General features: G+C 63.3%; 16 protein-coding genes and 1 tRNA gene. 3 read left to right on the forward strand and 14 right to left on the reverse strand.

Annotated features, from left to right (window positions below; all coding sequences use genetic code 11):
- Nucleotides 1–48 precede the first annotated feature (48 nt).
- The 4 genes from VJ811_RS12505 to VJ811_RS12520 form a co-directional block, all read right to left on the reverse strand.
- Nucleotides 49–1,365 carry a DUF58 domain-containing protein gene (locus VJ811_RS12505; RefSeq protein ID WP_324072797.1) on the reverse strand — a complete coding sequence of 439 codons (1,317 nt, stop codon included), beginning with the start codon at nt 1,363–1,365 and terminating at the stop codon, nt 49–51.
- Between the two features lie 160 nt (nt 1,366–1,525).
- On the reverse strand, nt 1,526–2,491 hold the full coding sequence (locus VJ811_RS12510; RefSeq protein WP_324072799.1) for a MoxR family ATPase: 966 nt from the start codon (nt 2,489–2,491) through the stop codon (nt 1,526–1,528).
- Complete coding sequence (locus VJ811_RS12515; RefSeq protein ID WP_324072801.1) at nt 2,481–3,716, reverse strand: DUF4350 domain-containing protein; 1,236 nt, start codon at nt 3,714–3,716, stop codon at nt 2,481–2,483. The genes VJ811_RS12510 and VJ811_RS12515 overlap by 11 nt, the downstream gene beginning before the upstream one ends.
- The gene (locus VJ811_RS12520) at nt 3,713–4,423 is read right to left on the reverse strand and encodes a DUF4129 domain-containing protein (RefSeq protein ID WP_324072803.1); all 711 of its coding nucleotides are present in this window, start codon (nt 4,421–4,423) and stop codon (nt 3,713–3,715) included. Before VJ811_RS12520 ends, VJ811_RS12515 begins: the two co-directional genes overlap by 4 nt.
- A 167-nt stretch (nt 4,424–4,590) precedes the next feature.
- Here VJ811_RS12520 and VJ811_RS12525 point away from each other — a divergent pair, with 167 nt between their 5' ends.
- Together VJ811_RS12525 and VJ811_RS12530 are read left to right on the forward strand one after the other, a co-directional pair.
- On the forward strand, nt 4,591–6,792 hold the full coding sequence (locus VJ811_RS12525) for a thiamine pyrophosphate-dependent enzyme (RefSeq protein ID WP_324072805.1): 2,202 nt from the start codon (nt 4,591–4,593) through the stop codon (nt 6,790–6,792).
- Nucleotides 6,789–7,835 carry an ACP S-malonyltransferase gene (locus VJ811_RS12530; protein WP_324072806.1) on the forward strand — a complete coding sequence of 349 codons (1,047 nt, stop codon included), beginning with the start codon at nt 6,789–6,791 and terminating at the stop codon, nt 7,833–7,835. Before VJ811_RS12525 ends, VJ811_RS12530 begins: the two co-directional genes overlap by 4 nt.
- A 171-nt stretch (nt 7,836–8,006) precedes the next feature.
- Here the strand turns inward: VJ811_RS12530 and VJ811_RS12535 are convergent, their stop codons facing one another.
- Together VJ811_RS12535 and VJ811_RS12540 are read right to left on the reverse strand one after the other, a co-directional pair.
- Complete coding sequence (locus VJ811_RS12535; RefSeq protein ID WP_324072808.1) at nt 8,007–8,660, reverse strand: response regulator transcription factor; 654 nt, start codon at nt 8,658–8,660, stop codon at nt 8,007–8,009.
- A 134-nt stretch (nt 8,661–8,794) separates the two neighbouring features.
- A tRNA-Glu gene (locus VJ811_RS12540) sits at nt 8,795–8,869 on the reverse strand.
- A 416-nt stretch (nt 8,870–9,285) separates the two neighbouring features.
- On the opposite strand from VJ811_RS12540, the gene VJ811_RS12545 reads away from it, so the two are divergent.
- Nucleotides 9,286–9,804, forward strand: coding sequence for a hypothetical protein (locus VJ811_RS12545; RefSeq protein ID WP_324072810.1), 519 nt, complete (start codon nt 9,286–9,288; stop codon nt 9,802–9,804).
- Between the two features lie 282 nt (nt 9,805–10,086).
- Here VJ811_RS12545 and VJ811_RS12550 read toward each other — a convergent pair whose 3' ends face one another.
- The 8 genes from VJ811_RS12550 to VJ811_RS12585 all read right to left on the reverse strand — a co-directional run bounded on the left by VJ811_RS12550 (nt 10,087) and on the right by VJ811_RS12585 (nt 21,812).
- Nucleotides 10,087–11,007 carry a 3'-5' exonuclease gene (locus VJ811_RS12550; protein WP_324072811.1) on the reverse strand — a complete coding sequence of 307 codons (921 nt, stop codon included), beginning with the start codon at nt 11,005–11,007 and terminating at the stop codon, nt 10,087–10,089.
- A gap of 101 nt (nt 11,008–11,108) precedes the next feature.
- Nucleotides 11,109–12,659 carry a DNA polymerase gene (locus VJ811_RS12555; protein ID WP_324072813.1) on the reverse strand — a complete coding sequence of 517 codons (1,551 nt, stop codon included), beginning with the start codon at nt 12,657–12,659 and terminating at the stop codon, nt 11,109–11,111.
- On the reverse strand, nt 12,652–14,346 hold the full coding sequence (locus VJ811_RS12560) for an RNA-directed DNA polymerase (RefSeq protein WP_324072816.1): 1,695 nt from the start codon (nt 14,344–14,346) through the stop codon (nt 12,652–12,654). Before VJ811_RS12560 ends, VJ811_RS12555 begins: the two co-directional genes overlap by 8 nt.
- 720 nt (nt 14,347–15,066) lie before the next feature.
- Nucleotides 15,067–15,384, reverse strand: coding sequence for a 2Fe-2S iron-sulfur cluster-binding protein (locus VJ811_RS12565; RefSeq protein WP_324072818.1), 318 nt, complete (start codon nt 15,382–15,384; stop codon nt 15,067–15,069).
- A 1-nt stretch (nt 15,385) separates the two neighbouring features.
- Nucleotides 15,386–16,498 (reverse strand): S-(hydroxymethyl)glutathione dehydrogenase/class III alcohol dehydrogenase, encoded by a 1,113-nt coding sequence (locus tag VJ811_RS12570; RefSeq protein ID WP_324072820.1) that lies wholly within the window; start codon nt 16,496–16,498, stop codon nt 15,386–15,388.
- Between the two features lie 199 nt (nt 16,499–16,697).
- Entirely contained in the window at nt 16,698–17,711 is a 1,014-nt protein-coding gene (locus tag VJ811_RS12575) for an SRPBCC family protein (protein WP_324072821.1), read from the reverse strand.
- Nucleotides 17,712–17,784: 73 nt separating this feature from the next.
- The gene (locus tag VJ811_RS12580) at nt 17,785–19,086 is read right to left on the reverse strand and encodes a cytochrome P450 (RefSeq protein WP_324072822.1); all 1,302 of its coding nucleotides are present in this window, start codon (nt 19,084–19,086) and stop codon (nt 17,785–17,787) included.
- Between the two features lie 140 nt (nt 19,087–19,226).
- Nucleotides 19,227–21,812 carry a TonB-dependent receptor gene (locus tag VJ811_RS12585; RefSeq protein ID WP_324072824.1) on the reverse strand — a complete coding sequence of 862 codons (2,586 nt, stop codon included), beginning with the start codon at nt 21,810–21,812 and terminating at the stop codon, nt 19,227–19,229.
- Nucleotides 21,813–21,868: the final 56 nt, after the last annotated feature.

Below are 21,868 nucleotides of genomic sequence, written 5' to 3' on the forward strand. Positions count from 1 at the left end.
TCGAAAAGCTCGGCGCGTCGATCGCGCGGGTTGGAGCGGTCGCGGGAATCATAAGCTGCCCGCCCGCTTGATACCAAGATAAGCCTCGACCGCGTTCGCCCCCATCGCGTCGGCGGGCACCTCGATGACGTCGGCGCCCAAACGCTGGAGCCGCGCGATCACCAGCTGACGGTCGCGCAGCATCGCCGCGGCGACGTTCGACCGCGTGACGTCGGCGCCGCTTTCGGGGCGGCGTTTCTCTTCGCTTTCGACTTCTTCATCCTTGATGACGACGAACAGCAGCCGATGCTTCTTCACCAGCCGCCCGGCGGCGCGGATCATCAGGTCGGCGCTCGTCGCGTCGGTGAATTCGGTGAACAATATGATCAGCGAGCGGCGGTTGAGCTGCGCGCTCAAGGTCGTGAGCGCGAGGGTGAAATTGCTTTCGACATGCGCATAGTCGATCAGGCTCGCGGCGCGCTGCAACGCGGGGAAATCCTGTGTGTGCATATAGGCGGGGGTCAGCGTCTGCGGCTTCGCGGCGAAGGAGAAGAAGCTGATCCGGTCGTTGAGCTTGAGCCCGACATAGGCGAGCAGCAGCGCCGCCGATACCGCGCGGTCGACGCGCGGCATGCCGCCGACCGGCTCGGCCATCGTCCGCCCGCTGTCGATCGCGAGCACGACGCGGTTGTCGCGCTCGACGCGATATTCCTTGGCGAGCAGTTTGACGTGGCGCGCCGAGGCGTTCCAGTCGATCGCGCGGCGGTCCATCCCCGGCTGATATTCGGCCAGCGCTTCATATTCACTGCCTTCGCCGCGAAAGCGTTGCTGGCGGAGGCCAAACCAGCTGTTGCGCTGGAACAGCCGGCTGCCCTCGTCGGTCACCGCGCGCAGACTGGGAACGACGCTGATCGCGCCGTCGATCGCAAAGCGGCGCTGTTTCCAGACGAGGCCGAGCGGACCCGCCCACCGGATCCACAGCGCCTCGATCAGCGCCTGCCCGCGCCGCGATGCGGTGAGCGTGAGTGTACGCATGAGCGCTTCGCCCGTGCCCGTCCGGCGCATGTCGTCCGCGAGCCGTCCGCCTTCGGCAAGCCGTTCGTCGAGCGCGAGCGCGAGTCCGGCGCGCGGCGGCACCGCTCGCCCCTTTGCGGTGAGCGACAGCTCGAACGGATCGCCGACCCCGACCTGATGCGGAAAACGGGTGTCGAGATCAAGGTGGCGGGGGTTGGTGCCCGCAATCGTGTCGAGGATCAGGCATGCGAGGATCACCCCGATCCAGCCCGGCGCGACCAGCCACAGCTCGGGCCGGATCAGCCCGAGCGCGAGCGCCATCGGGGCGCCCGCGAGCAGCAGATAGATCGCACGCCGCGTCGGGTAGATCATCGCGAAAGATCCTCCCTGCCGCGAAGCGGTGGGGAGGTGGCAGCGCAAAGCGCTGACGGAGGGGCATCCGGCGCGACGTCGCTACCCCTCCACCACTTGCTTCGCAAGAGGTCCCCCTCCCCATGCCCGCGGCATGGGGAGGATCTGGTACGATCGCTAATCACCGCGGCACGTCTTCGCGTTCGAGCAGCGCCGCGACGACCTGTTCGACGTTGCGGCCTTCGATCTCGGCCGCCGCCGACAGGATGACGCGGTGACGCAGCACGCCCGAAGCGAGGCGCTGAACGTCGTCGGGGATCACATAATCGCGCCCGTCGAGCGCCGCAGCGGCACACGCCGCGCGCGCAAGCAGGGTCGCCGCGCGCGGGCTTGCACCGCACTCCAGGTCGGCGCTTTCGCGCGTCGCGCGCACCAGCCGCACGATATAATCGACGATTTCTTCGGCGAGCCGCACCGTCGCGATCGTGTCTATCGCCGCTTCGATCGTCTTCGCGTTCGCCACCTCGGTGACGCCGAAATCGCCGACCGCGGGGCTTTTGAAGCGCCCGCCATGGTCGGCGACGATGCGCCGTTCCTCGTCGGCGGCGGGGTAATCGACGACCAGCTTGAACAGGAAGCGGTCGAGCTGCGCCTCGGGCAGCGGGTAGACGCCCTGCTGCTCGATCGGGTTCTGCGTCGCGAGCACGGTGAAGCGCGGGCTCATCACATGCGCCTCGCCGTTGATCGTCACGCGCCGCTCCTGCATCGCCTCGAGCAGCGCGGCCTGCGTCTTGGGCGGGGTGCGGTTGATTTCGTCGGCGAGCAGCAGCTCGGTAAAGATCGGCCCTTTGGTCAGGGTGAAGCTCGACGTCTGGAAGTTGAACAGATTCGACCCCAAAATGTCGCCGGGCATCAGGTCGGGGGTGAACTGGATGCGCCCGAACCCTAGCCCCGTCGCGCGCGCGAACGCCTGTGCGAGCAGGGTCTTCGCGGTCCCCGGCGGGCCTTCGAGCAGCACATGGCCGCCCGCGAGCAGCGCGATCGTCACCATGCGGGTGAGCGGCCCCTGCCCGAACACGACCTTGGCGACCTCGCCCTCGATCGCGGCGCCGAGGGCTTGCACGCTCTCGATGGAATTAATTGTCACGGAGTAGATCCTTCCTGATGTCGTGCAGCGCCTGCGCGTCTGCCAGAAACTCATGGGTGTTGCGCGCGAGCGGCAGGCGGCGTGCAAGGCTGGAGAAAAGTTCGCTGCCGGCCGGGAGATGCTTGTCGATCCAGCGGTCGGTCGCTTCGTCGTCGAGCCCCGTCGGCGCATGCAGCCGCCGTGCGATCGCGCTGCGCTGGCTGCGAACATAGGCGTCGGCGCCATCGAGTTCGCGCCGAGCCTGTTTGATCAGGTCGGCGCTGTTCGCGATCAGCGCCGCCTTCGACACCGGGATCGCACGCCCGGGCCTGATCGCCGGGCCGAAGCGCATCCATGCCTGCCACAGCGCGAGCAGCCCCGCGGCGATCAGGCAGAGCGTGATGCCGATGAAGGGCGGAACAAAGGCGAAGCGGAGCAGCGAGCGCTGACCACCGAAACCGTTGAGCGTCACGTCGAATGCCAGCCCGTCAGCGTCGGCATAGTCGGCGATCGCGTCGATCAGCATCGCGCCGCCAACCGCCTTTTCGCGCGCGGCGAAGGCGAGATTGTTGATCAGGTCGGGGTCGGCGAGGATATATAGGTCGCGGCCGCCGACCTGCGCCAGCACCGCGCCGCCCCCCGGCGCCGCGATCAGCGTCTCCAGATTGTCGCCTTCGATCGTCTGCACCGTGTCGGGCAGCCAGGCGGTGAAGCGGTGCCCCGCGATATCGGCGGGCACCGGCTGCGCCTTGCCCGGCGCCGCCTTGATCTCGACCTTTCCGAAATGGCTTGCGGCCAGCATCGCGGCGGGCGGCCTGACGGGAAGGCCGGCACTGACCCAGCCGGGCTTCGGCGCCTGTCCCGGTATCGCCATCGTCTGCCATTTGGGCAGCACGATCAGGACGGGCGTGCTGCCCTCGGCATCGATCAGTTCGGCGATTTCGGGCGCGCGCGTGCGGTGTGTCGGGGTCAGAACCAGCAAGGGTTCATGGTCTTCGTAGCGCGTCGTCTCGACGCGGCGGCGCAGTTCGACCTCGGCGCCCGTGCGCTCGGCGAGGTCGACGATGCCGGCATAGCCCGGCGCGGCTTTCGAGAGGGCATGGCCGCCCCCGTCGTTGCCGCTGCTGACCTGTGGGCCGAGGGCGATCAGCGCCCACAGCGCGACAAAGGCGACGATACCGATCGCGATCACGGCGGCGATCAGGCGCGGGTTGAAGCCGTCGCTGGTCGCGGCTGTATCGCTCATGCGCGCGCCCAATTCTTCGGCACCGTCAGTTCGGCATAGGCGCTGCGGCACTGCTCCCACGCGCCGGAGTCGATCGACCGCCCGCCGAACAGGCTGATCTCGACCGCGCGTGCGATGCGGCTGAACGCGCTCTGCGCGACCGCGGGCAAATCGCGCGCCTCGGCCAGATCGCGCGACGTCATCGCGGGTTTGACCAGTCCCGGACGCCGGCCCTCGATATCCTCGACGCTGCGATAGAGTAGCAGATGCACCGCCTCGGCAAAGCGCCCTTCGGCGGCGAGCGCGTCGGCCTCGGCGAGCAGCGCGCGCGCCGCGCCGGCTTCGGCAAGACCGGCGCCGTCCTCCGCATCTGCCCCGCGCGCCTTGCGGCGGAAGGGCAGATCGTCGACCCAGCGGGCAAAGGCGGGAACGAAATGATAGAGGAGGAACAGCAGCACCAGCGCAACCGCGATCCACATCAGCGGCTTGGCGGCGGGGGCGCTCCACTGGAAAAAGCTGCCGATCGCGTCGAACAGCGACTTCAGCCACTCCGGTGTCGGCGGCGGGGGAGGCGGCGGGGGCGGAAAGGCGGTCTGGATCTCGCCGCCCGCGATCGTCTGGCTATAGCCCGGATCGACGAGTTCGGGATCGATCAGCCAGCCCTGACCGCCATCGGCGCCGGACGTGTCGGCCGCGGCCGATGCCTGGGCGATCCACAAGGATATCATGTTGAAAAGATGGCTCCGCCCCGATCGTGCATCGTGAATGGTGGTAGCGCGAGCGGGCCGAGCAAGGCAAGAGATGCTTGCGCGCGAAACGGCCCCGTTCTAGCGCGCGGAAAAATTCGGCCGATTTGTTACATTTGTAACCACCGGCTGCGCGACAGGAGAGACACGTGGACGCGGCCCAGGCGGTGCATGAAAAATTCTTGGCAGCGCTGGCCGCGGGCAGCTTGCCCGATCGCGCCGACGCACCCGATCCTGCGGCGGTTGGCCTGTCGCGCGCCGAGGCGACCGACATCTTCCTGTCGCAGCTGACCAGCCGCCAGATGGACCGGCTGTCGCGCCATCTGCAGGCACGCGGCGAAGGCTTCTATACGATCGGATCGTCGGGGCACGAAGGGAACGCCGCGGTCGCCGCGGCGCTGCGCGTCACCGACATGGCGTTTCTTCATTATCGCTCGAACGCGTTCCAGCTGCATCGCGCGCGGTCGGTTCCCGGGCAGACCCCGACATGGGACATGCTGCTGAGCTTCGCGGCCTCGTCCGAAGACCCGATCTCGGGCGGACGCCACAAGGTCATCGGATCGAAGCCGCTCAATATTCCGCCGCAAACCTCGACGATCGCCTCGCATCTGCCCAAGGCGGTCGGCGCGGCCTTTTCGATCGGCATCGCGCGTCGGCTGGGCATGACCGGGCTGCCGCTGCCCGACGATGCGGTCGTGCTGACGAGTTTCGGCGACGCGTCGGCGAACCATTCGACCGCGCAGGGCGCGTTCAATACCGCGGGCTGGGCGGCGTTCCAGGGCTCGCCGATGCCGCTCATCTTCCTGTGCGAAGACAATGGCATCGGCATTTCGACGCGCACCCCGACCGGCTGGATCGAGGCGCAGTTCCGCCACCGCGCCGGGCTGCATTATATCAAATGCGACGGCACCGACCTTGTCTCGGCCTATGCGGGGGCTGCGGAGGCGGCCGATTATGCGCGGCGAACGCGGCGGCCCGTCTTTCTTCATATGGCGACGGTGCGCCTCTATGGTCACGCCGGTTCGGATGTGCAGGGCGCGTATCTGCCCAAGGCGCTGATCGAGGCCGACGAAGCGCGCGACCCGCTGCTTGCGGGCGCGGCGTTGATGGCCGAACATGGCTGGATGACCCCCGCCGAAATCGCCGATGCCTATGAGGAGATCGGCACGACGCTGGCGCGGCAGGCCGAGGCCGCGATCCTGCGGCCCAAGATCATGACGCCGGCGCATGTGATGCAAAGCGTGGTCCCGCCCAAGCGCGGCGTCGTGCGCGCGAACACCCCGTCGGACGAGGATCGCACCGCGATGTTCGGCAGCGACGCGGGCGCGATGGACAAGCCGCAGCATATGGCGCGGCTGCTGAGCTGGGCGCTCGCCGACCTGATGCTCGCGCACAAGGAAATCATCGTCGCGGGCGAGGATGTCGGGCCGAAGGGTGGCGTCTATAACGTCACCGCCAAGCTCCACCAGCGCTTCGGATCGGCGCGCGTCGTCAACACGCTGCTCGACGAACAGGCGATCCTCGGGCTTGCGATCGGCATGGCGCACAACGGCTTCCTGCCGATGCCCGAAATCCAGTTCCTCGCCTATGTCCATAATGCCGAGGACCAGATCCGCGGCGAGGCGGCGACCCTCAGCTTCTTCTCCGACGGGCAATATACCAACCCGATGGTGCTGCGCATCGCGGGGCTCGGTTATCAGAAGGGCTTCGGCGGCCATTTCCACAACGATAACAGCCTCGCGGTTTTCCGCGACATTCCCGGCGTGATCCTCGCGGTGCCGTCGAACGGGCGCGATGCCGTGCAGATGCTGCGCGAATGCGTGCGGCTGGCGCGCGAGGAACAGCGTGTCGTCGTCTTCGTCGAACCGATCGCGCTCTATATGACGCGCGACCTTCACGAAGAGGGCGATGGGCTGTGGACGAGCGTCTATGAAGCGCCCGGCGACGGCGCGCCGATCCGGCTGGGGCAGGTTGGGGTCCATGGAGACGGCACCGATCTCGCGATCGTCACCTATGGCAATGGCTATTATCTGTCGCGGCAGGCCGAAAAGATATTGGCGGGCGAGGGCATCAAGGCGCGCGTGATCGACTTGCGCTGGCTCGGGCCGGTCGACGCTGATGCGCTGGTCGCCGCGGTCGGCGACGCAAAACGCATCCTGATCGTCGACGAATGCCGCATCACCGGATCGCAGAGCGAGGCGCTGATGGCGCTGTTCGTCGAGCGCACGCCCGATAAGAAGCTCGCAAGGATCGCCGCCGACGACAGCTTCATTCCCTTGGGCCGCGCGGCAACGCTGACGCTGCCGAGCCGCGACAGCATCGCTGCCGCCGCGCGGGAGTTGCTCGCATGAGCGCTCGGCAAACCGCTCTTGTCGTCGCCCCCGGCCGCGGCACCTATGGCAAGAACGAACTCGGCAGCATCGCGCGGCTGCACGGGATGCGCTTCGGTGACCTCATCGCCAATTTCGATGCGCAACGCCGGACACGCCGCCAGCCGACGGTGAGCGAACTCGATGGCGCCGAGCGCTTCAGCGTCGCGACGCATATGCGCGGCGATGTCGCAGCGCCGCTGATCTACACCGCCACTATGCTCGACTATCTCAGCATCGATCGCGAAAAATTCGACGTCGTAGCGGCGCTCGGCAATTCGATGGGATGGTACAGCGCGCTCGCGCTCGGCGGCGCGGTGTCGGTCGAGGATGGTTTTCGCATTGCGAACGCGATGGGACTCAACAGCCAGACGCATGGGCCCGGCGGGCAAATCCTGCTGCAAGTCGTCGACGAGGATTGGCGGCCGGTGCCGGGTCTGCGCGAGACGCTGCTCGGTCTTGTCGCGGATATCGGCGCGCGTCCCGGCCATGCCCTCGCGCTGTCGATCGACCTCGCCGGGATGCTCGTGCTCGCGGGCAATGAGGAAGGTCTTGCCGCGCTGCTCGCCGAAGCGCCGCCGACCCCCGGGCGCGATCCGCTGCGCCTCGCGGGCCACGGCCCCTTCCACACCCCGCTGATGTTCGGCAGTTCGGACAAGGCGATGGCCGAGCTGCCGCATTCGCTCTTCCATCGCCCCGCGCTGCCGCTGGTCGACGGGCGCGGCCATATCTGGCGCCGCCATGCGAGCGATCCGGCTGCGATCTGGGATTATAGCTTCGGGCACCAGATATTGGCGCCCTATGACTTCGCGCGCTCGGTGCAGGTCGCGGTCAAGGAATATGCCCCCGATGTCATCATCCTGCCCGGCCCCGGCGACACGCTGGGCGGCGCGATCGCGCAATCGCTGATCGGCGTCGGCTGGCAGGGGATTCGGAGCAAGGCCGATTTCGCGGCGCGGCAGGCGGCCGACCCGATCCTGCTGTCGATGGGCCGCGCCGAACAGCGCGCGCTCGTCACGGGATAAGATAGGGCCGGCAGAGGAGGATATCCCCTGCCGGCCCGTTCGCGTGGAATCAGGTGGGGTTGACCCCATGCGGATGAACGGCAGCGCCAATGGGGACCAACTCAAGGGCGGTACACCGTTCATATCCCTTATAGGCGCACCGCGTCGCATCCGGCCGGGGCTCCCGCACAATCAAGCGCCAAAACGGAGCGGATCGGCCGGCACGCCGCGCGCGAACTCGGCGATGAACTGCAGCCGCAGCAGCTCGGCGACATTGCCGGCGCCGGCGCGGCGCATGATGTTGGCGCGGTGGACCTCGACCGTGCGCGGGCTCAATTCCAGCTGACGCGCGATCGCCTTGTTGCCCAGCCCGGCCGCGATGGCGTCCAATATGTCGCGCTCGCGCGGCGTCAGCGCCGCCAGCCGCGCCTCGGCTTCGCGGTGCCGGTCGAGCGCGCCCTGCCGGGCACGCCAGTCGGCGAGCGCCGCATCGATCGTGCGGCGGACAAGGCGCGGGTCGAGCGGCGCGGGCAGCAGATCCTGCGCCCCGCCGCGCAGGATCGCGCGCGATTCGGCGATACTGAGCTGCTCGGCGGCAACAAAGGCGACGATCGCGGCGCGCGCGGCGACACGGTCGAGCAGCGCCGCGCCGCCGGTCCGTCCGGGCTGGCACCAGTGAAAAAGCAGGATTCCGCAACTATCCTCGCCCTCGGCTTCGATCCACGCATCGGCGCTGGCAAAGCTGCGCACGATCCGTTCGGACCCCGCCGCGAGCATGCGGAAACAGGCCGCCCGCTCGGTGGGGTCGGGCAGGATCAAATGGATATGGCCCCCGCTTTCGGTCACGAAAACCGGGATGCCGGTTGAGGCGCCGCGCGAACAGTGAGGAAGGCTCGGCGATGGCGCCATTATGGAGCACGCCGCCGGACCAACTATGTGCCGCGTATCCCCGAACCCGAGTGCGCCGACAGGTCGTTGAATGGTGACCCCTACGGGAATCGAACCCGTGTTTCAGCCGTGAGAGGGCCGCGTCCTGACCGCTAGACGAAGGGGCCTTATGGGTCGGAAGTTTTGCGGAAATAGGAGCCGACCGCTCCCGTAACCGATGGTGACCCCTACGGGAGGGGTCTATGCAAAACTTAGTCTATTAAAATCAATAACTTACCAATAGCCCGATTTGCTATTTGGAGTGCTGTCGTACTACCATTTTGGACCAGCATCGCAAGCACCAAATGACCTCCCAGATCGTTCTAACACGGCATCAAGCGCATGCGGCATGGCAGCTTCGCGCCCCATATCTGTCATTTGTTGCGGGTAGCGCCTCGATATATGTTGACAAATGTCAACAATCTAACTCATTCCTGCGTGGTAACTCATGCATCCTAACTAGGAAACCGAGGCGCCTTCGCCGAGGCGGAGCAATGGAAGGTTGCGAAGTGCCGCCATCAAGAAAATTGAGGAAGGACTTGGCATGAGCAGCTACGAATTCTCGATCATCGCTACCGGCCTCTCCATCGACGGCGACGAGTGGGAGGATAGCTTCTATGAGGCTGGCTGCGATGACGCGCTCGTTGGAGTGCGGCGCGGACTCTTTGTCCTCGACTTCAATCGGGAGGCGGCCACGCTCGCGGAAGCGGTCGAAAGTGCCTGCGCCGACATGCGCCGCGCAGGCGCCACCATCGTCCGCATAGAGCCAGATCCGCTCGTCAGCCCCAGTGACATCGCTGAGCGGGCCGCGATCACGCGACAGGCTATCTCGCTCTACGTGAACGGTGAGCGTGGCGAAGGCTTTCCCCCGCCCGTAGCGTGCGTCAGCGGTTCACGCCCGCTCTGGAAGTGGAGTGAGGTCGCAGTGTGGCTGCATGCGGCCGGCAAGATTGATCATTCTGTCGTGGAGGCGGCGCAGCTGTTTGAGCGCCTTAACTTCGACGCGTATTTTGTTAGTCAGCATGCAAGTGCCGATGCACCAGCGTCGACTCGTAAGCTGTGATCGTAACTTCGGCTTAGCGCCTCATCTAAGCCATTCGATGGCGATTTCTCCGCGCCTAGAAGCGGACATTCGAATTACAACGGTGTCTGGGACATTCCTGCCGTTCCCTAGCGACGCCTAATACGGCGGGTTGTTCTCAAGAAGGCGACGCACGACGTTTGTCTAACTGGCGCGGCAGAACGACAGAGAGGATACCGGTATATGATCCGTTCGGGAGCGAAGACCCGTTCCGCCGATCCCCTTGGCGCCGCGCAGCCGTCTGGGCTGGCCTAGCGCCGAGAATCAACCTTCCGGTATGATGTAGGGCGTTATATTCAGGCGATCACTGTAGCGGTTCAGCGCGTTCAGCTCGCAGACGCGGATCTGGGCGGACCAGCCGTAGATGTCGCTTCGCAGATAGGCCATCTCAAGGTGGAAGCCTGCTTCGTCAAGATCGATCCACCAAGCCTTGGGCGTGCCGTCGCTACCGTCGGCCCACCGATAACCGCGGCTCTTGAGCACATCCTTCTTCTCGAATGGCGCGCCTTCGGCCCAACACCTCCAACTGCGCGAGTTGGCCGATGACAGAAGCACCTTCATCGCGCTTTCCGTCCCTCCGACTGGGACGCCGCGGCTCAATATCTCGATGCCTGCGTAGCAGTCGTTCACGGCGCGGTGACCATCGTAGTAAAAGCCGTGTGCCTGTCCGATCAGGCTGAGCCTTGCGCTCTCGAAACCATGGGCGGTCCAAGGGATCTCGGAGCAGGAGCAGGCCCACCGGTTGTTCGCCAGCTGAGGACAGAACCGCTCGACGAAGCGCCGATCGAACCCTGCGTTATGCGCGACGATCAGGCTGTCCCCGGCGAACTGGGCGGCCGCCACGAAGTCGATCGTCTTGCCCGCTACCATATCGGGTGTGATGCCGGTCAGCCGTGTCACATCGGCGGGGATCGGCTTCTGTGGCTGGCGGAGCGCGGATCCTCCGATCTCGACCCCGGCTATGCGGCCCGAGTCCTCATACCAGAAGGGCACCATCGCGAGTTCGATGATATCGTCCACGTTCGGATTCAGTCCGGTGGTCTCGACGTCAAGGAACACGGCCCGCTTCATGTGTGGCGTAGGCACGAAGCCGCCAGCTGGCACCGGCAGCCGGCGAAGCACCCGGTAGTCGCCGCTCGCCTCGAGCTGGGCGGCGAGCGCCTCCATCGTCGGATCGGTCATCATGTTAGCTCCCTTATCCAGCGTGGATGGCGGTCCGTTTCTCAAGTCCCGGGCGCGGTATTCCGGAAGGGCCGACGTGCATCGGCGTTGATCGAAGCATGGGCTCAGGCCGGTACGAAGTCCCCGACCGACGCCTTTCCGGCGATCCGGCCTCCCAGAGTTTCCGTCATCACGCGCTCGAATGCGGCGATCACCTTCGATGGCGTTTCGGGCAGACGGTGCTCGAACAGCAGCGCGTCGTGCATCGGAAGCAGAATGGCGACGTCATCCAGTTTCTCCACTTCAAGCAGCGCCTTCTTGAAGATGAGGGATCCCGTGCCCTGCACGACTTGGCTGACTGCGGAACGCCGCTCCTTGCCGGTGAGCGCGCCCAAGTTGCTCCGCGCGTAGTGATTGCCCATTTCGGTGGCGATCCGTCCCGTGCGCTGGAATTCCGTGCAAACCTCCTTTTTCCACTCCTCGTATCGGGCAAAGATCCGAAAGGCGTCCTTCGCCTTGTCGCGCTTAGCTCCCAGCTCTACGGCGGCGTCCACCAGGGCCTTGCGGCTCATCCCGTAGGCGTATGACAGGAAGAGCTGCTTGGCGGCCTTCCGATTGTCCGTGAGCCCGAGATGGCTCTCCGCGAACAGCTCGTACATATCTCCCGCCGCGAAGAGCGCGGCGAGCTGCTGATCGCCCGAGAGGGCGGCCATGATCCCGACTTCGAACTGATCGAAGTCCACGTAGCACAGCTCCGCGCCTTCGCGAGTGCTGACGATGGACCGATATTTCTTGGACATGCTCTGGAGCGGCGGGTTGCGCAGGAGTATGCGCGACGTGCGGGACCCGAAGACGTCAACGATAGGGCGCGTGCGCCCGCCAGCCAAGGTCAGCGAGGAGAGCACGCGCTTGGCGGCGTCGAACTCCTCAAGGGCGAGGGTGTCGCCTCCGAAATCGTCGGGATGGGGCACAAACTCGAGAACGTATTTCGTGGAGACGCCCTCGAACTCGAATCCGGAGGCGTGAAGTTTCCGTTCGATCGATGTCCGCGACGGGGTCTCGAGCGGCATGTCGTGCTTGGCCGAGTAGTTCTTCAGGCAGTAGAAGTAGTCGTGTTCCGCCTCCGCCCGCTTGGCCGACAGATCTGCCGCTTCGATCGTTATTCCCGCGGACATCGCCTTCTGGAGCAGGCGGTAGACGGGCATCTCCACGCCGAAGAATCGCTCCATCTCGCCATTCGCGGCGGCTTGGGCGCAGAGTGTCAGGTAGAGCCTGGCGATCGCGCGCGCCGCCTTGGTAGCAATCTCGACATCGAACGGGATCCCCCGATTGAACATGCGCTTATATGCCGAGCAGACTTCCTGGGATGCCCCGCAGGGACCGAGATGGGTGCTTATGTCGCTCTTCTCGCGATTAAGCCGATCGTCGGGATTGCCTCCGATCGAGATCCGCAATTCGTCGACGTCCAGCACGACTGCGGGAAGATCACCGGTCTTATCGTAGAGCAGGTCGCGGATCATCCAGAAGTCGTGGCAGACGACCAGACCTGGGAAGGCCACGATCTCGGCCGGGTTTGTCTCCTCGAGCCGATCATGGACTAACCAGTAAAAGCAGTCGTCACCTCTGCCGGTGAAGTCCTTTAGGAAGATGAGCAGCTTGGATCCGAGATCAATCATATTCGCTGATCTCGTCCACGAGGTTCAGGATGTCCGGCCGTTCGCGGACGGCGAAGGGCAAGCCCTCCTCGTTGTCGTAGCGCCCAACCCGGGCCCTGGTCGCCTTCAGCCCGGTCGGCACCTTGCCATGGAGCGGACGCAAACTGTCGTCGTCCAGAACAGCAGAGGAAATGAGCAGGTACCTAGCGTTCTGATAGGGAAGGCCCTCGAAGCCCTGGATGCTTCGTTCGATTAGGCCCTTCTCGCCGACACAGCGCAGCCAGATGAGGATGGCTGCCGCCTCTCCGGACTTCATGTCTTCCCTGAGCTTACGGTCGGCAAGGGCGACAAGGCCGTCGGATCGGTGCTTGCGCATAGCGAGAAGCAGCCAGATGTTGTAGTTCTGCCACTCGTGGATAGCTCCGTCCTCGGCCAGCAGGAACGCCTCCAGCGCGGGCAGGCATCTCCCGTCGCGATCTAAGATGGAGATGAGGCGGCAGTATTGATCCGTTGTCACGGCATGTTCCGAGAGGGACGCCGAGAGGGTGTCGAGGAGCGAGGTCGAAAGTGCGTCGCTCACGTCGAACAGCCCGGATTCCACGATCTGGGCGACACGGTTGACCGCGAACCTAAAGGAGCGCGTCTGTGTCTCCCCGGCTGCGATGCACTTGCTCAGGATCTCAAAGATGTAGGTCACGGACCGCGTGACGATCCGCCGGCTCCGCGACTGCCACATCTGGTTAATCGCAGTTGTCGTGCTGTCCTGCGACGGGAAGAATTCGGCAAGATCCTTCTGCGACGTTTCGGGGGACAGGATCGCTGTCTTGTTGGCGTTGATGTTCAGTCCGACCGTCCGAAGGAGGCGGATGAGATCCTGCAGGGCGCGTCGGGCATGGAGTTCGCTGTCGGCGATCACCCGGATGTCGTCGACGTAGCGGTAGTAGTCATAACCTTTCCCCGTCATTGCTCGATCGACACGGGAAAGGAGCATGTTGGAGAGGAACGAGGACGCATCCCGGTTTTGGGGCAGGCCGTGGCTTCCGCTGAACGTCCACTGTGCGAGAAGCCCGTCGAGAGTTGCAATCGCATTCCTGATTTGCAGCTTCTCCGGTCCTGTCGCTTCGATTTTCGGAATGACCTTCTCGAGCCCCGCGACGATCTGCTCGCGCGCGATGTTCTCGAAGAAGTTGCTGAGGTCGGTGACCAGCAGGAACTTGCCGGAGCGGACGAAGGTCAGCGTGACGCCTTCAAACGTGAACCAGCGGTTGATCTTGTTTTTGAAGAGATACTTCCTGTTCTGGGGATTGGCCTCGTATCGGTAGCTGAGCACCCGATGGCCGAGCAGCTTGTCGTAGTAGGGTATCAGGAAGCTGCAGATAGACTGGTAGACGAACCGGTCGAAAAAATCGGTTTCCAGTCCATAACGTTCGCCGAAGCCCTTCTTTGGGATGTTACGAACGACGCTGCGGGTTCCCGCGTAGACGCCGTTCCACTCCTGGAGCATCGCGACGATGATCCGCTTCGCCTCCTCGGGATCGTTGAACAGATCATCGTATTGAAGACAGTCGAAATACCAGTCGTCGCGCATGTCCTGTCGGAGATGCTTGAGGACCAGATCGAACTGGATCGGGAAGCCAAGTGCCTGCCCGTTCTCCCAGAATGCAGAGGTCAGGAAGTAGTCCTTCTCCACCTTGTCACCATTCGACACTCCCGAATCGCTCCCGCCGGCCCATGGACCGCTTCAATTTGACCGTTTCATACTAGCGGCTGATCTCCTCAATGCTAGAGTCGCGATCTCTTGTCCTTCCAACCGAAAGACCACGTCTAGGACGCTTCGCTCACAGCCCGCTTAAACAGGCTCATTGGCAAATTCTGCCAGAAGCGGACCTTATTGATGGGTGATCTCAACAACCGGCTGGTTGTCAGCCGACGCGAAGTGAAGGTCAGCTATCCCTGCGACCGAACTTCAAACGGGACTTTCGCCTGTCGGCCAGATTGATCAAGTTAGCGGCCGGGCTGCGCCTGATTTCGGAAGTTGCGAGGTTCTTCAGCGAGTGGTGTAAGCTGCCGTTCGCTAGCGAGGGAAGCGGCATCTACCGGCCAACTCCGATCGATCTGGAATACGCCTCGTTCCAGTCATTCACTTGATGTATGGGATTCCCACTCCAGTCGTTCGCTCCTGTGGTAGGGCCAAGGCTTGAGACGTTTGCGCCCCCACCGATTAGCACTCACAGGTCACGCAACAAGTTTTGACGCTACTTTAATTGTCTGCGGACCCATTCCGCACGATGTTTGTCCTCGACTTTATAGCGAGGGACGTACGTATGACGGGGCAAGCTGAAAAAGAGACCGCTATTAGAGATCGACGATCCTCCCCTCGCGTCCGCCGCGCGAGCCCCACCCCGAAACGGTGTCGATTTTCGTCGCTCTAGCCTTCTTCCGCGATCTTTAGACGCAGACCGTCAAGCGCCTCGGACACCTCGATCTGGCAAGAGAGACGGGATCGCTCGCTGACATGCTCCGCACTCTCAAGAAGATCGAACTCTTCGGTCGACACCGCCGCCAAGCGGTCTAAATCCACGGGATCGACATGCACATGACAGGTGGCGCAGGACATGCAGCCGCCGCACAGCGCATATAACTCGTCGATGCCGGCATCGCGAATGGCTTGCATGACCGAGACACCTGCCTCCGCCGGAACTTCGTGCTGCGTGCCGTCGCGGGTGGTCACGAAAAGCGTCGCCATGTCAGTAGACCACGACCGAGCGGATGCTCGTCCCCGCATGCATCAGGTCGAAGCCCTTGTTGATGTCCTCGAGCCCCATGACGTGCGTGATCATCGGGTCGATCTCGATCTTGCCGGTCATGTACATGTCGACGATCTTCGGCACATCGGTGCGGCCCTTGGCGCCGCCGAACGCGGTGCCGCGCCAGTTGCGCCCGGTGACGAGCTGGAACGGGCGGGTCGCGATCTCCTTGCCCGCCTCGGCGACGCCGATGATGATCGAGGTGCCCCAGCCGCGGTGGCAGGCTTCCAATGCGGTGCGCATCACCTCGGTGTTGCCCGTGGCATCAAAAGTGTAGTCGCCGCCGCCGTCGGTCAGCTGCACGATCGCGGCGACCGTGTCTTCGCGGCTCATGCCCTTGGTGTTGAGGAAGTCGGTCATGCCGAACTTGCGGCCCCATTCTTCGCGGTCCGGGTTGATGTCGACGCCAATGATCTGCTTCGCACCGGCAAGCCGCGCGCCCTGGATCACGTTGAGCCCGATCCCGCCGAGCCCGAAGACGACGACATTGTCGCCGACCTGTACCTTCGCGGTGTTGATCACCGCGCCAACCCCGGTGGTCACGCCGCAGCCGATGTAGCAACTCGACTGGAACGGCGCGTCCTCGCGGATCTTCGCAACCGCAATCTCGGGCAGCACGGTGAAGTTCGAAAAGGTCGAGCAGCCCATATAATGGAAGATCGGCTGGCCCTTGTAAGAAAAGCGCGTCGTGCCGTCGGGCATCAGCCCCTTGCCCTGCGTGGCGCGGATCGCGGTGCAGAGGTTGGTCTTGCCCGACAGGCAGCTTTTGCACTGACGGCATTCGGGGGTGTAGAGCGGGATGACATGGTCGCCCGGCTTGACGCTGGTGACGCCCGCGCCGACCTCACGCACCACGCCCGCGCCTTCATGCCCCAGCACGCTCGGAAAGATGCCCTCGCTGTCGAGGCCGTCGAGCGTGTAGGCGTCGGTGTGGCAGATGCCCGTTGCCATGATTTCCACCAAGACCTCTCCCGCCTTCGGGCCTTCGAGGTCGAGTTCGACGATTTCGAGCGGCTTCTTCGCTTCGAACGCAACGGCGGCACGGGTCTTCATTCTGCAGTTCCAGTCTCATGGTCTGATGTGTCATTCGATCCCGGCGATCGGAAGTTTTGTGGCGGGAGCTGCGGTGCTTCGATCGCACAGCCGGGTTGGTGCTTGCCGATCGTCGAGAAGAAATGATTTAGAAGGCCCGCGAGCGCGCGAGTGAGCGAACCTCCACCCCCACCGTCGCTTTCGTGCTTCTCCCGACCGCTCATTCTGCGGCGAGCGCCAGCGACGGATGCGTGGCGACCTTGACCCGGTGATAGGCGATGATGTCCATGATCTCAGGCGAAAAAGCGTCATGACATTCGATGCCCGCAGCCGCGAGTTCACGCCGGATCGCTTCCATCGCCGAGGCACTGGTTCCGCTCTCGATCACCGACGAAATGAAGCCGGCGAACTCGGGCTTGCCTGCAATTCGGTTCGCCGAAAGTTCGGGATGAACGAAGGCGAGGCCGTAGAAATGATGGGTGGGATCCTCGACCGTGCCGATCAAATGCGTGCCGCAGTCCCTGCACAAATGGCGGCGGATAGCCGATGCTGAATCGACCAACCGCAGCTTCTCTCCATGCGCCGATATATCTGCGGCATCGGCGGCGACCACCGCTGTCTGCGCCAGAAGCGCACCTTCAGGCTTCCAGCATTTTGAGCAGCCGCACAGATGATTATGCTGAACGGGTTCTTTGAGCGTGACCTCAACCTGGTTTGAAGCGCAAAGGCAGCGTAGCGTGGCATGGCTTGCCGTCTCCGCGTCGGGCGCGGCGACCGACGGGTGCAGAGCCGGGGATGCATGTGCGAATTCTTCCGCACGCGTCTTGAGTTGAACATCGAAATTGCGATAGGCTGGCGCGACGAGCAGCCGGATCGGCTCGGCCAGATGTGAGGCGGCCGGACCGTCGAATACCTCCCGGTGGATCAGCGTGGTGCCTTCGCCCTTCGGTTCCAGAATGAAGATATGTTCTGCCGAAAACCCCTGAGCGCCGGGGATGACCGACTTCCAGCGAAATTCGCGGCCCGCGACGATCCGGGTGATCATTGGGGTGAGCGGCGGGGTCGGCATGTCGGGGATGACGAGCTCACCTGAAAGCCGTTCGCCGACCGTCGTACGTCCCGCGATACGTGGAACAATCGGGTTCCACTCGGGATAACGGTCGATATCGTCGATTATGCTCCACACGGTCTGCGGCGATGCGGCAATGGCGATCGTCGATTCGGTAACTTCCATTGTCATCCTCGCTCGGGGAAGGAACGGGCGCGACCGGCCCGGCGCTCGCTCGGACTCGTCCGGCGATAAAATGTCAGGGACGGTCCTCGGGGACCGGGTTCCGTGCGGGATCCCAGGTCGCCCAAATCTCGTCGGGCCCGCGAGCCGTCGTGTTCGGCGGCGAGAAGGTAAATTCCTGGGGCTCGAGCTGAAGGTGCGGCAGGCGACGCGTCAGCTCTTCGAGCATGATCTTCATCTCGAGCTTCGCGACCGGTTGGCCAAGACAGAGATGCGGTCCGAAGCCGAAGGAGAGCAGGCGCGTCGCATTCGCGCGTTCAATATCGAACTCTTGCGGGTTCTCGAACACCGAGGGATCGCGATTGGCGGCACCATTGTAGATGAGAAGTTTCGCGCCGGCCGGGATCGTCACGCCCGAAAGTTCGGTCTCGACGACAGCTTGGCGGCGCCATGCGATAATCGATGAGCCGATACGCAGGCATTCGTTGACCGCGTTCGGAATCTTCGCGGGATCGGCGACGAGCGCTTCCCACCGATCGCGCATGGTTAGCAAGTTCATCACGGCATTGCCTGAGGCATTAGTCGTTGTTTCATGGCCTGCGAAGGTGAAGTTCAGCATCAAGCGGACTAGATAGTCGTCGGGCCATTCCTCCTTGCCCTCCTCCATCTGCCCGCGGATCGCGTCGCTGATGAAATCGTCACCAAGATTGTTCTTTTTCCATTCGACGAAGTCGGTCGAGAACTTCCAATATTCGCCGAGCGCGTCCGCCATCTCATTCTGCTCGGCCTCGGTCGGACGGCCCCAGCTGAAGAGCGCGGCGGGACCTGCCCAATGCTTGACCTTCTGCAGATCGTCCTCGGCGACCCCCAGCAGCTTGAAAACCACGAGGGCCGGGATCTCGTAAATGAAGTCCTTCATCAAATCGGCACGGCCCAGCTTCACGAATTTGTCGATGTAGCTGTTCACGAGCGAGCGCACGAAAGGTTCGAGTTCGCGAAGTTTCGCGGGCTCGAACTGGCGCTGGAGGCGGCTACGATGCGCGCGGTGCGTCGGCGGCTGTTCGTTCACCAGAACCGGCCCGTCACTGAAGCCCGACGCCATGAACTTCTGGATCGTGCTGTCGTAGAGCGGCACGATCGGTTCGATCGCGAGTTCGGCGGTGAAGGTCTTGTTGTCGAGGAAGCATTTGCGTACGTCGGCGTGCTTGGTGACGACCCAATAGCCGATCTCGGGTTTGTAGAAGACGGGTTGCTCTTCCTGAATCTGCGCCAGCACCGGCCAAGGGTCCCTGATGAAATCCTTGTCCCAGGGATTCCAGTTTTTGGCTGCGGCGCTGAAGGGGCAGGCCGCTAGCTGAACTTTCGTCAATTCGGTCATTCGTCAATCTCCCATGAGCGGCGTTCGCCGCCGTCGCTTGCAACTCATTTCGCAAGGCGCGTGCCAACTCGCATGCGTTGAGAAATTCACAGCCGCACCATCGGGCTCGATAGGCGGCCGGTAAGCGTTCAGCAGGACAATCAATTCTGGACTCGCAGCGTCAAAAACCACTCGCGAGGACGATTGTATGTCCCGGAGTAGATCGCCTGGGCGTTTGTATATCCAGACTGCACGAAACGCTTGTCGAAGATGTTCGTGACGCCAGCCTGGATTTCGAACTTTTCATTCGGGAAGCGGTAGGTGACCGACCCGTTGAAGAGGCTGCGCTTCGGGCTCGCGAGTATTTCGGTGTTTGCTTCGTCGTTGTAGGTCTTGCTGGCGTAGGTCCAATCGATCCGCGGAGTCAGCGATCCGCCGCCTAGATCGATCCTGTAGGACGAGCCTGCCTGGACGGTCCACTTGGGCGTATTCACAAAGGCTTCATTTCCGGTGAGTGGCACGCCGGGGCTAACCGATTGATATTTCGCGTCCAGACGGCCGACGCTGGCGTCGATCGCCCATTCGGGGGTAAACTGGGTATTGAGCTCCGCCTCGAAGCCCCGGATCCGCCCGTCGCCGCCATTGGCGGTGACAGGCGTCGAGCTGTTCTGAAAGGTCAGCTGGATGCTGTCGTACTGGGTCTCGAATGCCGCAAGATTGAGGCGGACGCGACGGTCGAGAAATGTCGACTTGAGCCCCACTTCAGCGGTTTTCGCTTTTTCGGGTCCAAATGTGGGGGCGCCGAGACGCGCAAAAGTAACCGGGTTGAACGGCGGAGCCTCGAGGCGCGTGGTCCAACCGCCACCTTTGTAGCCGGTGGCGTAAGACGCATAGAGCATTACGTCGCGCGAAAACTTATACTCCGCTCCGATCCGATAAGAGAAATTGTTGAAGCTCTGCTTGTTGAGGCCCAGCGGATAAAGCAGATATGGGCTCGTTGGATCCGGATACACCGAGGGGGGCAAGCCAAACAGCAACTGCGCAAAGCGGTTTTCGTCGCGCTGCGCGCCGGTGAAGCTCTTGTCTTCATGCGTGTAACGCGCTCCGAGCGTGATGCCGAGACGATCCGGAACGATCTCGATATTGTTGTGAATGAAGGCGGCATAGGCCTTCGTGTCGTAGCTGTTATTGGGCGACCATATCTGGATCAGGCCGCCCGTGAACGGAACGCCGTCATCATGCGTACCCCATTCGTGAAAATAATAGCCGCCAAGGACGAAGTTCCACCGATTGTCCCAGACCTTGCCGATCAGCTGGACTTCCTGGGAAAACTGCTTTTCGTCGTCGGCGAATGTGGGGTTGAGTGCCGAAAAGGGCGCGCCCCCGATATCGACGCCAAAACGGGAAGCGAGTTTGCGGTAGCCAGTGATCGACTTGAGCTGCAACGCGTCATTGAGTTCATAGTCGAACTGCAGATTGAGGCCCCAGTTCTCGACTTCGTCGAAATTGGCTCCGCTTGCATAGCTCCGGTCGGGGTCGATGCTTCCATCGGCCCGCCGAACGACAAAGCGGCCGTCATAGGGCAGATGCTGGCCCGCTTCGCTGCCCAGGGAGGGGGCGACGCCCGTCGGAGACGCAGGGTTGCCGCGAACCGCATTGCAGAGCGCCGACACGCCGGCACCAAAGCCGGTCAATGCTCCGACACCGTCATAGATCGCCTGGTTGCCGGTGATGCACGTGTTGTACAACGCCACATAGGCATTCTGGTTGACCTGCAGCAGGGAGAAAGGGGCTGCCGCTTGGTCCACCGTCAAATAGTCGCCAATCAGCCGCACGCGTAGCCGTTCCGAAGGCGTCCACACGAATTTGGCGCGGAACGATGTCTGATTCTGATCGCCCGCGTCGGTGCTGCGCTCCTTGCTGACGACCGGGAAACGAAGGCCTTCGTCGGTGTTGGTGTTCGTCGGGCCGCCAAACGCGCCGTTCGTCGCGAGCAGATAGATCGGATTGTTGTCGGTTGGCCCCGCATAGCCGATGCGCTGCTGATAGCCGTCGCGGTGGCGCGTTGAGAAGGCAAAGCTCGCGAGCAATTTATCGGGAATGAGTGGCGCGTCGATGGTGCCGCGAACATCAATTCGGTTGAAGCGCCCGGTCGTCGCTTCGGCTTTGAACTTCCATTCGTCGCCCGGGTCGCGCGTCACGATGCTGAGAGCCCCACCGATTGTGTTGCGCCCGAATAATGTGCCTTGCGGGCCTTTCAGAACCTCAACGCGGTCAAGATCAAGCAAGTCGACGTTCGCACCGATGTTGCGCGCGAGATAGACGCCATCGACATAAAGGCCGACGCCAGGCTCGACGTTGAAGGCAAAATCATTCTGACCAATGCCGCGGATATAAGAATAGAGTGTGGCCGTCGAGCCGCCGAATGCCGCAGTGGATTTCAGCGTCACGCTTGGAGCCTGCCCAGCAAGCGCGGCGACGTCGGTTATGCCTTTCGCCTGCAGCGCCGCGCCGGAGACTGCAGTGATGGCGATCGGCACATCCTGGACATTTTCCGAACGCTTCTGGGCCGTCACGACAATGTCCTGAAGCCCGCCGGTTTCAGCCGCGGGCTCTTCGCTCGCGCTGCCGTCACTGGTATCGATCTGTGCGAGGGCTTGAACCGGCATGGCCGATGCGAGCGCTAGTACGGCTAAGGATGCGCCGCGCAGCTTGAGGATATTCATCGTCTCTCCCTTCAGGTTCATGCCCCGTTTGCCGCGGCTTATTGTCGTCAATCGGTTCGGAAATGGGGGTGAGAGGA

It is taken from the genome of Sphingopyxis sp. (assembly GCF_035250425.1).
GTDB lineage: Bacteria > Pseudomonadota > Alphaproteobacteria > Sphingomonadales > Sphingomonadaceae > Sphingopyxis.

What these genes read in the sequence shown, in the direction of transcription:
- VJ811_RS12505 (WP_324072797.1), bottom strand. Translation starts at nt 1,365, where the DNA reads ATGATCTACCCGACGCGGCGTGCGATCTATCTGCTGCTCGCGGGCGCC.
- VJ811_RS12515 (WP_324072801.1), bottom strand. Translation starts at nt 3,716, where the DNA reads ATGAGCGATACAGCCGCGACCAGCGACGGCTTCAACCCGCGCCTGATC.
- VJ811_RS12520 (WP_324072803.1), bottom strand. Translation starts at nt 4,423, where the DNA reads ATGATATCCTTGTGGATCGCCCAGGCATCGGCCGCGGCCGACACGTCC.
- VJ811_RS12530 (WP_324072806.1), top strand. Translation starts at nt 6,789, where the DNA reads ATGAGCGCTCGGCAAACCGCTCTTGTCGTCGCCCCCGGCCGCGGCACC.
- VJ811_RS12545 (WP_324072810.1), top strand. Translation starts at nt 9,286, where the DNA reads ATGAGCAGCTACGAATTCTCGATCATCGCTACCGGCCTCTCCATCGAC.
- VJ811_RS12550 (WP_324072811.1), bottom strand. Translation starts at nt 11,007, where the DNA reads ATGATGACCGATCCGACGATGGAGGCGCTCGCCGCCCAGCTCGAGGCG.
- VJ811_RS12555 (WP_324072813.1), bottom strand. Translation starts at nt 12,659, where the DNA reads ATGATTGATCTCGGATCCAAGCTGCTCATCTTCCTAAAGGACTTCACC.
- VJ811_RS12565 (WP_324072818.1), bottom strand. Translation starts at nt 15,384, where the DNA reads ATGGCGACGCTTTTCGTGACCACCCGCGACGGCACGCAGCACGAAGTT.
- VJ811_RS12570 (WP_324072820.1), bottom strand. Translation starts at nt 16,498, where the DNA reads ATGAAGACCCGTGCCGCCGTTGCGTTCGAAGCGAAGAAGCCGCTCGAA.
- VJ811_RS12575 (WP_324072821.1), bottom strand. Translation starts at nt 17,711, where the DNA reads ATGGAAGTTACCGAATCGACGATCGCCATTGCCGCATCGCCGCAGACC.
- VJ811_RS12580 (WP_324072822.1), bottom strand. Translation starts at nt 19,086, where the DNA reads ATGACCGAATTGACGAAAGTTCAGCTAGCGGCCTGCCCCTTCAGCGCC.
- VJ811_RS12585 (WP_324072824.1), bottom strand. Translation starts at nt 21,812, where the DNA reads ATGAACCTGAAGGGAGAGACGATGAATATCCTCAAGCTGCGCGGCGCA.